The organism is Propionivibrio sp., assembly GCF_016790145.1.
Taxonomy (GTDB): Bacteria; Pseudomonadota; Gammaproteobacteria; order Burkholderiales; family Rhodocyclaceae; genus Propionivibrio.
The window spans coordinates 1-13,082 of sequence record NZ_JAEUOI010000080.1 but is presented as its reverse complement, the minus strand read 5'-3'; the positions used below and the strand labels follow the sequence as shown (position 1 = coordinate 13,082).

General features: G+C 59.4%; 15 protein-coding genes. All 15 read left to right on the top strand.

Annotation, left to right across the window (positions count from 1 at the left end):
* On the top strand, window positions 1-1,053 hold a 1,053-nt coding region (locus tag JNM42_RS06995), incomplete at its 5' end, for a GspE/PulE family protein (RefSeq protein ID WP_294267965.1).
* 32 nt (window positions 1,054-1,085) lie between these two features.
* Window positions 1,086-1,412, top strand: coding sequence for a hypothetical protein (locus tag JNM42_RS06990; protein ID WP_294267964.1), 327 nt, complete (start codon window positions 1,086-1,088; stop codon window positions 1,410-1,412).
* Entirely contained in the window at window positions 1,399-1,794 is a 396-nt protein-coding gene (locus tag JNM42_RS06985) for a DUF6036 family nucleotidyltransferase (RefSeq protein ID WP_294267963.1), read from the top strand. The genes JNM42_RS06990 and JNM42_RS06985 overlap by 14 nt, the downstream gene beginning before the upstream one ends.
* 298 nt (window positions 1,795-2,092) lie before the next feature.
* Window positions 2,093-3,322, top strand: a complete 1,230-nt coding sequence (locus JNM42_RS06980; RefSeq protein ID WP_294267962.1) for a type II secretion system F family protein — start codon at window positions 2,093-2,095, stop codon at window positions 3,320-3,322.
* Window positions 3,319-3,918 (top strand): hypothetical protein, encoded by a 600-nt coding sequence (locus tag JNM42_RS06975; RefSeq protein ID WP_294267961.1) that lies wholly within the window; start codon window positions 3,319-3,321, stop codon window positions 3,916-3,918. The genes JNM42_RS06980 and JNM42_RS06975 overlap by 4 nt, the downstream gene beginning before the upstream one ends.
* Before the next feature lie 27 nt (window positions 3,919-3,945).
* The gene (locus JNM42_RS06970; RefSeq protein WP_294267960.1) at window positions 3,946-4,440 is read left to right on the top strand and encodes a type II secretion system protein; all 495 of its coding nucleotides are present in this window, start codon (window positions 3,946-3,948) and stop codon (window positions 4,438-4,440) included.
* An 18-nt stretch (window positions 4,441-4,458) separates the two neighbouring features.
* On the top strand, window positions 4,459-4,893 hold the full coding sequence (locus JNM42_RS06965; RefSeq protein WP_294267959.1) for a type II secretion system protein: 435 nt from the start codon (window positions 4,459-4,461) through the stop codon (window positions 4,891-4,893).
* Window positions 4,894-5,125: 232 nt separating this feature from the next.
* The gene (locus JNM42_RS06960; RefSeq protein WP_294267958.1) at window positions 5,126-8,710 is read left to right on the top strand and encodes a LamG domain-containing protein; all 3,585 of its coding nucleotides are present in this window, start codon (window positions 5,126-5,128) and stop codon (window positions 8,708-8,710) included.
* A gap of 1 nt (window position 8,711) precedes the next feature.
* Window positions 8,712-9,236: a type II secretion system protein gene (locus JNM42_RS06955; protein ID WP_294267957.1), complete on the top strand. Its 525-nt coding sequence runs from the start codon at window positions 8,712-8,714 to the stop codon at window positions 9,234-9,236.
* On the top strand, window positions 9,233-9,748 hold the full coding sequence (locus JNM42_RS06950) for a prepilin-type N-terminal cleavage/methylation domain-containing protein (RefSeq protein ID WP_294267956.1): 516 nt from the start codon (window positions 9,233-9,235) through the stop codon (window positions 9,746-9,748). The genes JNM42_RS06955 and JNM42_RS06950 overlap by 4 nt, the downstream gene beginning before the upstream one ends.
* 2 nt (window positions 9,749-9,750) lie before the next feature.
* Window positions 9,751-10,593: a type II secretion system protein gene (locus JNM42_RS06945; RefSeq protein ID WP_294267955.1), complete on the top strand. Its 843-nt coding sequence runs from the start codon at window positions 9,751-9,753 to the stop codon at window positions 10,591-10,593.
* Entirely contained in the window at window positions 10,574-11,008 is a 435-nt protein-coding gene (locus JNM42_RS06940; RefSeq protein WP_294267954.1) for a hypothetical protein, read from the top strand. The genes JNM42_RS06945 and JNM42_RS06940 overlap by 20 nt, the downstream gene beginning before the upstream one ends.
* A 159-nt stretch (window positions 11,009-11,167) precedes the next feature.
* Complete coding sequence (locus JNM42_RS06935) at window positions 11,168-12,055, top strand: hypothetical protein (protein ID WP_294267953.1); 888 nt, start codon at window positions 11,168-11,170, stop codon at window positions 12,053-12,055.
* Window positions 12,052-12,762, top strand: a complete 711-nt coding sequence (locus tag JNM42_RS06930; RefSeq protein ID WP_294267952.1) for a hypothetical protein — start codon at window positions 12,052-12,054, stop codon at window positions 12,760-12,762. The genes JNM42_RS06935 and JNM42_RS06930 overlap by 4 nt, the downstream gene beginning before the upstream one ends.
* Window positions 12,759-13,082 (top strand): type II secretion system protein GspM (gene gspM / locus JNM42_RS06925; protein ID WP_294267951.1); only part of this gene is annotated, 324 nt, incomplete at its 3' end. The genes JNM42_RS06930 and gspM, both read left to right, overlap by 4 nt.

Here is a 13,082-nt window from a genome sequence, read left to right as displayed (position 1 = left end):
GTTTTGCACGTGCAGATGGAAGCCGATGCCAAGATCGCTTCGGCGCTGGCCTTGCGCCTGAAACTGATGTCCGGGCTGGATATTTCCGAAAAGCGCTTGCCGCAGGACGGTCGTTTCGCGATCAAGGTACGCAACAACATGATCGATGTACGGATTTCGACCATGCCAACGCAGTACGGCGAATCGCTCGTCATGCGCCTGCTCAACCAGAACACCGGCCTGCTCGGGCTCGATCGTCTAAATCTTCCGCCGCGCACGCTTGAGCGGCTGCGTCATGCGGTACGTCGTCCGAGCGGCATGGTGCTGGTCACCGGCCCGACCGGGAGCGGCAAGACGACGACACTCTATGCCGCGCTGTCCGAACTCAATACCACCGAAAAGAAGATCATCACCGTCGAAGACCCGGTCGAATACCGGTTGCCCGGCATCAATCAGGTTCAGGTGCACGAGAAGATCGAACTGTCTTTTGAGCGCGTCTTGCGCTCCGCCCTGCGTCAGGATCCGGACATCGTTCTGGTCGGCGAAATGCGCGACCAGACAACCGCCGAGATCGGCATGCGGGCAGCGATTACCGGCCACATGGTGCTGTCGACCCTTCACACCAACGATGTTGTGTCGACGCCGATCCGACTGCTCGACATGGGCGTGCCGCGCTACATGGTCGCACTGTCGCTGCAACTCGTGCTCGCCCAGCGGCTGGTGCGCTTGGTCTGTGAAAACTGTGCTGAGCCCCATACGCCCGCGCCGCACGAGCACGAATGGTTGCGCTACGAGCTGGGCGACACGGTCGGCCAGCGCAAATTCGTCCAGGGCAAGGGGTGCGTGCATTGCGGCGGAACCGGTTATGCGGGGCGCACCGGCGTGTACGAAATGCTCGAAATGACCAACGAAATCGTCGCAGCCATCAACAGCGACGACGCGGGATCATTTGTGCAGGCAGCGCGCCGGCAGATGGACGGTGAAACCCTGCGCCGCGATGCCGTGCGGCTGGCCGTGGAAGGGCGCACGACGATCGAGGAAGCCATGCGCATCAGCAATCAGTTTGAGGATTAAAGTGTTGCTTAGTCATCAGGTAAGAGCTTGCCATGCGCACCCATCAGGAAATTGACCAGCGAAGTCTCGCGCTGCACCGATTGATTGCAGTGAAGATCAGAGGCGACCTTGCGTTGCTGGAAAGGGCAAAACAGATTCTTCAGCGGTGGCGAATGTCGGTTTCACCCCGCACTCATGTCTATCTTGATGAATGGCAGCGCTTGATTGACCAGGGGCCCGATGTTTGCTTGGCCGTTGCGGTCGAAGATTCACAGCGAGCAGCGGCATTGCGTCAGGCCTCGCCGTTGGCCTGCTTGCTTACACCCAAAGAACGATTCGAGTTTCTGAAGTCTGGGGGGCAAGGTTATGCGCCGCAATGAATTGGAGCATCTCATTCGTGCTGCGGCTGCAATAACTGACCAGTACGAAATCATGGTTATCGGCAGCCAATCCATTCTGGGTGCGGTTCCTGGCCCACCGGATACCTTGCTTGAGTCAATGGAGGCAGATATTTATCCCTTGCATCGTCCAGAACTTGCAGACTTGATCGACGGATCGATTGGCGAAGGCTCGCCTTTCCATGAGCGCTTCGGTTATTACGCGCAAGGCGTCGGGCCGGAGACGGCCATCTTGCCCGAAGGCTGGCAAAGCCGATTAGTTAGAATCCAGAATCAGAACACCGACCACAAAGTCGGATATTGCCTCGAACCTCATGATCTTGCCACCTCAAAGCTCGCGGCGGGTCGGGATAAGGATTGGTAATTTGTTGAGGAAATGCTTAATCACAAAATCGTCGATGGCTTTACGGTTCAGGAGAGAATTGAAAAGCTTCCAATTCCTGACGCTAGAAAAGAGCATCTCAGAATTTGGGTTTCTGCCCGAACGCCTGATGATGAAAAATTTGCATGAGGCTTAATTCCTTGTTTGATATTCAAGCCCCATTCACTGAACGAATGAATACAAAGTGTCGTATTTCAAGCAGGCTTTTCCTCGCTCCTCCCCAGAGAGGCTTCGCGATGTCCGTCGTGCACTTCGTAGTTAATGAGTCCAGGCTTTAACCATGCCCACCTTCGCCTACAAAGGACGTAATACCGGCGGACAACTCATCGAGGGCGTTCTCGAGGGCGCCAGTCCGGGTGCCATTGTCGATCTTCTGCGCGGGCAGGGGTTGACGCCGGTCGATATCAAGGAAGCAAAAGCCGGCACGTCTGCCAGCGCTGCCAGCCTGAATATCACGCTGTTCAAACAAAAAATATCCCAAATCGATTTACTGCTGTTCAGCCGGCAGATGCATACCCTGCTCAAGTCCGGCGTGCCGATCATGCGCGCCCTGAGCAGCTTGCAGGACGCGGCGATCAACCCGGAAATGAAGCGCGTCATCGGCGAAGTGCGCGAAAGCCTGGAGGGCGGGCGTGAACTATCGCAGGCACTGTCCAGGCATCCGCGAGTTTTTACGCCGTTTTACCTGTCAATGGTTCGCGTCGGTGAAGCGACCGGCATGCTCGAAGACATCTTTTTCCGGCTCTTTGAGCATCTTGAGTTCGAGCGCTATATGCGCGAGCAGGTGAAATCGGCGCTGCGTTACCCAGGCTTCGTGGTGGTGGCCATGGCGGTAGCGATCGTGATCGTCAATCTTTTCGTCATCCCGGCCTTTGCCAAGGTCTTTGCCGGCTTTGGTGCCGAGTTGCCGCTGATGACACGGATTCTGCTCGGCTTTTCCGACTTCATGGTGGCCTACTGGCCAATCATGCTTGCCGCCGTGGTGCTCGGTGTCGTGGCCTTTCGCACCTGGGTGGGGACGGTCAAGGGGCGTTATGTCTGGGATCGAACATCGCTGAAATTCCCGATTGCCGGCACTATTCTGCACAAGGCGGCGCTTTCCCGTTTTGCCCGCAGCTTTTCCCTGGGGCTGAAAAGCGGCGTTCCGGTCATGCAGGCCTTATCCAATTCGGCGCAAACGGTCGATAATAGTTTTATTTCTCGTCGTGTCGAGAGCATGCGCGAGAACGTCGAACGCGGCGAAAGCCTGTTGCGTTCGGCGATCAGTACCGGAATTTTTACGCCGGTGGTATTGCAGATGGTCGCCGTCGGCGAAGAATCGGGTGCCGTCGACGACATGATGAATGAGATCGGCGACATGTACCGCCAGGAAGTCGAGTACGAACTCAAGACGCTCGGGCAGCAGATCGAACCGATCCTCATCGTCATGCTCGGCATCATGGTGCTGATTCTGGCGCTGGGCATCTTCCTGCCGATGTGGGATCTGGGCAAGGTGGCGATCAAGCGATGATGCAGCTTCAGCCCCGCAGTCTGGGCTACTACGCGGCTTCGCACTGGTTTCAGGGAGCCGTTCTGCTGGTGGTGCTGGCCTTGATTGTTGGCGGGCTGATGTCGGCGCTCAATGACGCCAGTGAGCGTGCGGAAAAGCAGGGCGTTGAACTGACGATACGCAATATTCGAACGGGATTGAAACTGGCGATGGGCGAAGTCATGATGCAGCAGCGAGAAGGCGAAATGGCCGCGTGGGTCGGCAGCAACCCGGTGCGCTGGCTGGGGGCGCCGCCGGGAGGGTATCGCGGGGAGTGTTCGGCCGAGGAAAAACGGAATTTGTCCGGCGGCGAGTGGTGTTTTGAAGATGGCCGGAGCGAACTGGTTTACCGGCCGCACAACCCCGATCACCTGCACCCATTGCCTGCGGGCAGTGAGCGACAGTGCAGTCACTTGAGCTGGCGCGTGGCGCGGGCGCCGGAAAGTGCGGCCAGCAGTGGCTTCGTCGGTTTGCGCCTCGAAGCCGCCACGCCCTGCCAATGGATGCTGGGGGGCGTTGAAAAGATCATTCAAGAAGCCGCGTGTTTTGCCGTTATGCGCCATGAGGCGTATCTTTAGCTTGGAATTTTTTATGGAGATTTTGCAATGAGTCGATCTGCACAAGGTTTTACCCTGATTGAACTTATAGTCGTGATTACCATTATCGGCATTCTGGCGGCGGTTGCCTTGCCACGCTACATTAACGTTCAGAGAGATGCGCGGATAGCCAAACTGCAGGCGCTCAATGGCAGTATTCGTGCTGCATCGGCACTGGCGCATGCGCGATGTCTGCTCGACCAGGCGGCCAATCCTGTCGGGCCGTGTACTGCGGCAGGCGGTACCGCCAATATGGAAGGGCTGGCCATCCCCATGATCAATGGTTATCCGCAGGCCAACGCTGGCGGAATAATTGCCGCAGCCCAGTTGAATGCAGCGACGGATGGGCTGACAATTTCTGCCGGCGGTGCCGGGGCGGGTGTAGCCATCACGGTTGACCTTATCGGAGCGACTACACCGGCGACCTGTCGTATCAGTTATACCTCTGCTGCAGCAACCGGTAGTGCCCCGGTGATCGCCGTGCCGCTGACCGCCGGATGCTGATTTTTTGGAGATATGGAAATGAAAAAGCAGAAAGGATTTACCCTGATCGAGCTCATCGTCGTCATCGTGATTCTCGGCATTCTGGCGGCAGTTGCGCTGCCTAGATTCGTCGATTTGTCGGTTGATGCGCATAATTCGGCAGCGCAGGGCGTTGCCGGCGCAATTGCCTCGGGTACGGCAATCAACAATGGCGTTTGTCTGGCACGCGGGATTGGCAGTGGTGCGCCGTGCAACCCGCTCAATGTGGTGAACGTTTGTACTGCTGCGTTGCTGACCCCATTTGTGAGCGGGGTGACCTTGCAGGATGGTGCGCCTGCTGGCAATCAGCAATTCCAGATCGGTGGCGCCGGGGACTGCAGAGCGTCGACGGGGCTTACTACGGTGACCTGTACTGTGACGCCGAGCGGTACCGGGGTAACGGTTGCCAATGCAACGGTGACTTGCGCACGTTAACGAGGCATGGAGTCTGACCCGGGCAGACTCCATTTCATGCTGCACTTGCATTGGCGTGTGTTCGGAAGCTTCGCCAGGTACGAACATGAAAAGAATGGCTCGGCGACTGGCTTGAAAAGGCGATCAACGGGCTGATTCTTTATGGATCGTTTTTTGCTTCAGGTTATGGCTGGTCGGGGTGCTTGTGGCGCGGGGTTTCCCCTTTGCTGATATTTCCTCGAGGAGGTCTGGCATGAGTTTGTTTTCCAGATCGACGGGTCATTCCTTCCGCTTGTTTGTCAGCCTCTGTAATGGGCTGCTGCTGGCATTCCTGACGTGGCCGCTGGCCTCGTTTGCCCAGACTTACATCAACGCTTCAACACCCTTCAACTGGATTGACGCCAGCAGCCACACCAAGGTCGGCTTCAACACCGTCCCCGTCAAGTTCAACGCTTGCGGGACAACTCCGGCAGTTCTTGACGACACGATCAGCGACCTGATCACCATCGGTTTCAATTTCGTTTATGGCGCAACAAGCTATTCCCAGGTGCGGATCGAGAGTAACGGGCGCATACAGTTCAATAACGCGACCTGCTCGGCCGGAACGCAGAGCGTAGGTCCGCCGCAGACCTATACCTTGACCTACCCGAACGGCAGCATGAACAACACCATGAAGATATTCGGTGTTGACCTTGACCCAACCAACCTGGCCGATCTGCCCAACTATCCCGCTGCCGCCAGCAGAACGTCGTGCAACGGTTATGCGAACTGTTACGTCAGTTACGCGAGCATCGGCACGGCACCCAACCGCCAGTTTGTCGTGACCTGGAGAAATGTTCCGGAATGGGTGTCCTTTACCAACACCAGCGGATCGTTTGACTTGCAGCTTATCCTCAACGAGGACGGAACTTTCGTCTATCAATACGGCTCGGTCATCCACGGTGGGACGGGGCAGTCACAGATCGGCTGGCAACTGACGAGCAGCGACTTCAGCGTCCTGACTTTCGGGGCAGCGCTCGAACCCTCGCCGAATACGGCGATTCTCTTTTACAAACCTTCGGTTCCGCCGATCGCCGAATATCGACTTGACGAAGGCGCGTGGGTCACCGGGTCTGCGGGTCAGGTGGCCGATTCATCGGCCAGCGTGCGGCACGGTACGGCACTTGGTCTGGCGCAGACCCTGGCGGGCGGAAAGGTCTGCCGGGGCGGGGGGATGCCGGGAAATACGAGTGCGGCTGAAGTCGATGCGATCCGGACGGGGCTGCGTTTTTCCGACGCTTCGGTGAACCTGCTGGGGCAGGGAACGATTGCTTTCTGGTACAAATCGGCAAGCGTCTGGTCCGGCGGTCCGGCAGCGCAGTTGCTGGATGCCACGCTGGTCAATGGGACCTGGTTTTCGCTGACCCGAACGGCGGGCGGAACGCTTTATTTTGCCGCCACCGACAGCACCGGAGTAGTCCGCAGCGTTGAGACGGGCGCGCAGGTGTTTGCGGCAGATACCTGGGTGCATGTGGCCGTTACATGGAACTTCAACGCCTTGCCCGCCGCCAACCAGGATGCCTTGCAAATCTATATCAACGCCGGAACGCCAAGCTCCTCGCTGTTCACCAGTAGCGGTACGCTGGCCACCACGCTGGATTACCTGCATCTGGGCGATAACCCCTCGGGTTTCACGGCACCCAAGGGGACGGTCAACGGCGTTGCCGGTGTCGTCGACGAGTTGAGAATCTACAACGCAGAACTCAATGCGGCGCAGGTTGTTGTCGCCAGGGACGCGACGCACCCTTGCCCGGTTCTGTTCATCGATCACTTCGACATTCAGCATCCAAGCTGGACCGGGCCGACGTGCGCGCCGGGAACGGTAACGGTTCGTGCCTGCGCGAACGCCACGTGTTCCGCCCTGTACAGCAGCGGGGTGGTGGCCATCCTGTCTTCGGCAGGCGCAACGACGATCTGGGATGCGGCAAGCGGCGGGACGGCGATGATCATTGGCAACGGACAGAGCAGTGCCAGCAAGAATTTTTTCACTGCGGCAGGGGTGGCGAGCTTCGGCGCCAGCGGAACGGTCACCCCGGCCAGTCCGAGCACCTGTTCGCGCAGTGGGGTCACTGTAGCCTGCAACTGGACGGCAACCAACAGCGGGCTGTTGCTGACAGTGCCCAGTTCCGGAGTGATTGTCGGCGGCAAGCCGCTAGCGGTTTCAGTTCAGGCGGTCGAAGCGTCCGGCCCGACCCCCGGCGCCGCCTGTGTTCCGGTCAAGGGGCTGGCCGGTGCCGGTCTCAAGGTCTATGCGACGCCGGTGATGCCGGCAAGCTTCGCCGGAACGTCATTGTCGGCTGGCGTGACGGTCGGCGGGCCGCCGCAGGCGGCCAATGCGTCTGCCGGGGCTTACGTCGATCTGCCGGGCGCTCTTCCGGGAGCGAACAATATCAGCGGGCTGGCCTTTGACGCCAATGCGAGCACCTGGCTGTGGATCAAATACATGGATACCGGTCAATGGACCCTCTCGGCCAGACTGGACAAGTCGGCGACGGCGCTCCATCCGGCGCTGTCGTTACCGGGTTCGGCATCGGTGATCGCGGTGCCAGCCGGCTTTGGCGTAGCGGCCGCTCCGGTCACGGCCGGGGCGGGCGTACAGACCGATTGCGCGAGCAGTCCGACGGCGGCCTGTGACGCGACAGCAGGCGCTGCCACGCGGCTTGCTTCGGCCGGCGATTCGTTTGGCAATACGGTGATCGCCGCCTTGTGGACCAGCGATGTCGATTCCGAACTTTCCGATAATCCGGTGGCGCCCAGCTATGCCGGCGCGGTTACACTGGCACCCGTCCTAGTGGCCCCAGCCGGTGGCAATGTGGGGGCCCTGGGCGCGACGAACCTCTCTCTCGTTGCGGGTACGGGCGCCGTTGCCGCTCAACAGTGGACGCAATCGGGTGCGCTGCGCATCAATGCCTCTGGCACCTATCTTTCGCAAAACGTCGTCGGGCAGAGCGCGGTACTGGCCCGCTTCTCTCCGCATCATCTGGAAACCGTGCTGACCACGCACGGCTGCGGCAACTTCACCTACTCGGCGCAGCCGATTACGGCGCTTACGGTACGGGCCATGGATGGAGCAACGACGTCGGCGCTGACACCGAACTACAAGGGCAGTTTCGCGCGTACGGTGACGGTGACGGATGGCAACGGCTCGACTTCCGGTACCTTCTCGGCAAACGTGATTCCGGCGGCAAGTTTCACCTCGGGCAGTACGCTGGCATCGCCGGTCTACACTTTTACCAGCCCGACCAGCGCTCCGCTGACGCTCAAGCTGCGGGCTGCGGATGCTGAGGTGTCTTCTTCGGGTTATGGCGAAGCGAGCGAGGAGATCCGTAGCGGGCGGGTTCAACTGGGCAATGCCAATGGTTCCGAGTTGCTCAACCTGCCGCTTGATTTGCGCCTGCAATATTGGGCCAGTGCAGCGCTGGGGTGGCAGAACAACGCCCAGGATACCTGCACGGCAATCAATGCCTCAGATTTTGCCTTTGCCTTCCCCGGAGCAGGTAACAATCTTGCGGCCTGCGAGACGGCGATCACGATCGGCGGGGCCGTGCCGAATTACACGGCCACGCTGACCCGACCCGGAGCCGGAAATTCCGGCTGGACGGACATCACTCTCAATCTCGATACGCTGGCTTCGGGCAACCGGTGTACAGCGCTCGGGCCTGCCGGCCCGGCTGCAACGACGGTCAATTCGCCCTGGCTTCGCTACAACTGGAAAGGCGCTATCGGCAATCCTTCGGCGCGTGCGACATTCGGGGTTTACAAGTCGGGTCCGATCATTCACCGCAGGGAAATGTATTGAAATGGTGAGTCATCATGGCCGTGCTTGCCGGAGGCGGGAATCGGGATTTACCTTGATCGAACTGATCATCGTCATGATTCTGATCGGTGTTCTGGCGGTTGCCGCCATACCGCGATTTTTTGACCGGACCTTCGACGAGCGCGGTTTTCACGACGCGGTAAAGGCGGCAGTTCAGCATGCACGGCGGGTGGCCGTGGCGAGTCGCCGCTTCGTCTGCGTGACGACCACGGCGGGAATCGGTTCGTCTGCTGTCGTGTCGATCACCATGGATACGACGCTCCCGGAAGCAGCCGCGGGTAACGTGAGTTGTACGACGAGCGTTCCCCTGGCGGCGCCCGGACGAGGTTGTGCGGCAAACAACGAGGTCTGTGCACCGGCCGGCGTTGCGCTCGGAGGTGACAGCGTCATTTTCGATCCACTCGGACGCTCGGTGACAGCGACAAGGGCAGTGCCAGGCCTGTTGAGCATCACGGTAAGCAACGCGCCAAACATCACGATTCAGCCGGAAACGGGGTGGGTTCAATGAGGCTCATCTTCGCCTCACGGCGGCAGGACGGCCTTTCGCTGATCGAGTTGCTCATGTTCATCGTCATCGTTTCCGTGGGGCTGCTTGGTGTTCTTTCAGTGATGGATGTGACGGTGAGTTCCAGCGCCAATCCGGTGATTCGCAAGCAGGCGCTGGCCGTTGCCGAGGCCATGCTGGACGAAGTGTTGAGCAAGGATTTCCAGAACGATCCGGCTGATGCGGCCAATACCAGCGCGACCCTCGGCTGCACACCGAATACCATCGCGCCGCGTTGTACGCAGAATACGGTGGCGGAACGGCAAAACTATAACGACGTCGACGATTTCAATGGCTGGAACCAGACCGGTGTCTATCAGGTGGATGGCTCCCTGGCGCCGATTCTTGGCAGCTATACGGTAACGGTGGGCGTAGCGGCATTGAACTTGAGCGGTGTCGCCGGCAAGCAGGTGACAGTGACCGTCGCTGGCGGCCCGGAGAGCATTACGCTCACCGGATTCCGGGCCAATTTCTGATCATGCGCGAAAATCCTGCTTACTCCAGCCTGCGCGGATTTACCCTGATCGAGGCGATCATGGTGATCGTCATCACCGGCATTCTCGGTACCATGGTGGCGGTTTTCATCCGTGCGCCGGTTGAGGGCTATATTGACACGGTTGCCCGCGCCGAACTGACCGACGCCGGCGATACAGCCCTGCGGCGCATGGCGCGCGATGTGCGTTCCGCGCTGCCGAATTCTTTGCGTACGACGAGCGGTGGCAGCAGCGCGTGCGTCGAGTTCCTGCCCACGGTAGGCGGTGGGCGCTATCGCATCGCGCAGAGCAGTGTCCCGACAGGTGACATCCTTGACTTTTCAGCGGCGGACAACACCTTCGATGTCCTCGCCAGTACCAGTCTGCCGCCGGCTGGAGGCTATGCTGCAGGCTACCATGTGGTCATCTACAACCTCGGAATTCCAGGAGCCAATGCCTATAACGCGGCTGATCTCAATCGTGCGTCAATTGCCCCGGCATCGACTGCTGCAACGATCACGCTGAGTGCCGCGAACCAGTTTCCCTTTCAATCACCGAACAAGCGCTTTCACGTGATTCCCGGTTTCTCGGTCATCTACTCGTGTTCGGGGGGCGCGCTGCTGCGCTCAACGCGGGTGATCACCGCGGCACAACTTGCTGCGTGCCCGGCAGGCGGAACGGTGCTGGTCGGCAACGTCGATTGTGCCAACAGTTCCTTTACCTACATTCCGGCGGCTTCGCAGCGCAATGGCTTGTTGACGATGACGCTGGTGTTGAGCCAGCCGGGCGCTCACGGAGCGGAAACCATCCGGCTCTACCAGGAGGTGCATGTCGACAATGTGCCCTGAAATCAAGCACCAGAAGGGTTTTGCCATCGTCTCGGCGATTTTCATCATCGTTGTGCTGGCGGCGCTTGGCGGATTCATTGCCACGGTGTCTACCACGCAACATGCCGGCAGCGCACTGGATCTCAATGGTGCGCGCGCCTTTCAGGCGGCTCGGGCGGGAAGCGAATGGGGCGTGGCGCGGGCGATCAATTCATCGTCGTGTGTTGCCAGCAGCAATATTGGAACGGTGAACGGGGTTTCGGTCACCGTGCAGTGCGCTACGCTGGCTAACGGAGGAGTGGTCGAGGCGGGGTTGGGAAGTATTTATTCGATCACGGCGATAGCCTGCACCCAGCCCCTTGCCGGCGCATGCCCAGGCAATGCAGGGCTTCCTGGCTATGTCGAAAGACGTTTGACGGCATTGGTGGAACGATAGCTACAGTTTTGTTTTTGATCCCGGGGTTTTTCAATATTTTCCTTGTTATTTAGTGGGTTAATGGGTATCTTTAAACAAAAGTATAAATAGGGCAACTTAATGCTTTTCTCCACACCGCGCAAGCCCGGTTGGTTGGCTATCCTTCAGCAGGACAGGTGGGTGACGCTTGCGCACGTGGTGCGCGACCCGGATTCCCGGCCGGAAGTCCGGGCGCTGGACAATTTTGCGGTGGAAAAGGACGAACTCGAGGCTTTGCAGCGCCTGCGGGTGACCCGACAGCTCAAGTCCTATGCCTGTACGACGCTGATGGGCAGTGGCGAGTACAACGTTAACCCGCTCGATGCGCCACCGGTGCCCAGGGAGGAGCGCAGGGAGGCGCTACGCTGGGCGCTCAAGGAAATGGTGAGCTATCCGCTCGAGAGTGCCTGCGTCGAGGTGCTCGATATTCCAAATACGGTTCAGCCAGCCGGGCGGCCCGTCGGCGTTCTGGTGGTTTCTGCTGCCGAGTCGGCGGTGCGCTCGCGTGTCGCGGTGTTTGAGCAAGCCAAGATTGTTCTGGATGCACTTGACATTCCCGAACTGGCCCAGCGCAACGTCGCGGCCTTGCTCGAAGACGAGAACCGCGGTCTGGCTTTTCTGCGTATCGACGAGGCGGGAATGATGCTGACGCTGACTTTTCACGGCGAGCTGATTGCCGTGCGGCGCGGCGAGATCAACACGCTTCAGTTGAACGGGAGTGACGCCGATCAGTGCGCGCGGGTGAGGGAACGTCTGCAGCTTGATCTTCAGCGCAGCCTGGACAACTTTGATCGGCAGTACAGTCACATTCCAATTTCCAGGGTGGTTCTGGCGAGCTATCCGCAGGTCGAGAATCTGGTGGCCGAATTGGCTAGAAATACCTACGTGCCGGTGCAGGAAATGAACCTCTCGTCGGTGATGGATTTTCCGGCAGTGCCGGAATTGAGGGATACCCAGTATCAGGCGAAAAATCTTCTGGCGATTGGTGCCGCTTTGCGTACGCAGGGTGCCGCTGAGGTGGCGGCGTGAGCCAGCAGATCAATCTCTACGAAATCCGCTTGCGGCCGCGTAATGAACTGGCGATTGCACGCAATCTCGGGATTGCTGCTTTGGCCTTGCTGCTGCTGATGACGACGATGGCATTGTGGGCACGCTTTGATGCAGACCGGAAGAGCACAGCGGCTGCCGTGTCGCAGAAGCAGGTGGCCGCAGAACAGGAGCGATTGACGGCGCTCAGCAACATGGTTGCGCAGCGCCAGGTGTCGCCGGCATTGGCGAGCGAACTGGAAATCGCAAAAGCGACGCTGTCTGTGCGCAGCGACGTCGTCGCCATGCTCGATTCCGGCACGCTGGGCAATACCTCGGGTTTCTCGGCGTTGATGTCAGGTTTCGCCAGACACTCGCAAAGTGATTTGTGGCTGACCGGGTTTCTGTTGACGGCGGGCGGTACTGAAATCGAAATACGCGGCCGCCTGCTCGATCCGTCAAGGCTGCCGGCCTATGTGCAGCGTCTGCGCAGCGAACCGGTATTTCAAGGGCGTCGATTTGCCGCACTGGAAATGCGCGGCGTTGATCCCGGCGAGGAGAACACGCCATCGCCGGGAACGGCAAAAGTGTCGGCTACGGTTGTCCCGTCGCAGTCCGTGCCCGGCGTGCCGCGTTTTGTTGAATTTGTTCTGCGCTCCGAGAATGTTGATGCTGCGGATGTCAGCCCGCGCAGCGGGGTAAATCGATGAAGGAATCCTGGGTCAAAGTGGCGGCGCGCTATGACGCGCTGCTCTTGCGTGAGCGCTGGCTGATTGCGGCAGCGCTGCTTGGCGGGATCATCCTCATCGGCTACAGCCTGTTCGTCGAGCCGGCGCTGCAACGAGCGAAACTGGCGGAACGCAGTCTTACGGAACAGCGCGCTCAGTTTTCCGCCCTGCAGGCGCAGAGTGTTGCATTGCAGTCGCCGGAGCAGGATCCCGATGTCGCCGCACGCGCCGAACTGGAAGGCCTGAAGAAACAATTGGGTGAGATGACTGGTCGCCTGTCGGTCATGGAGAGTTCGCTGGTT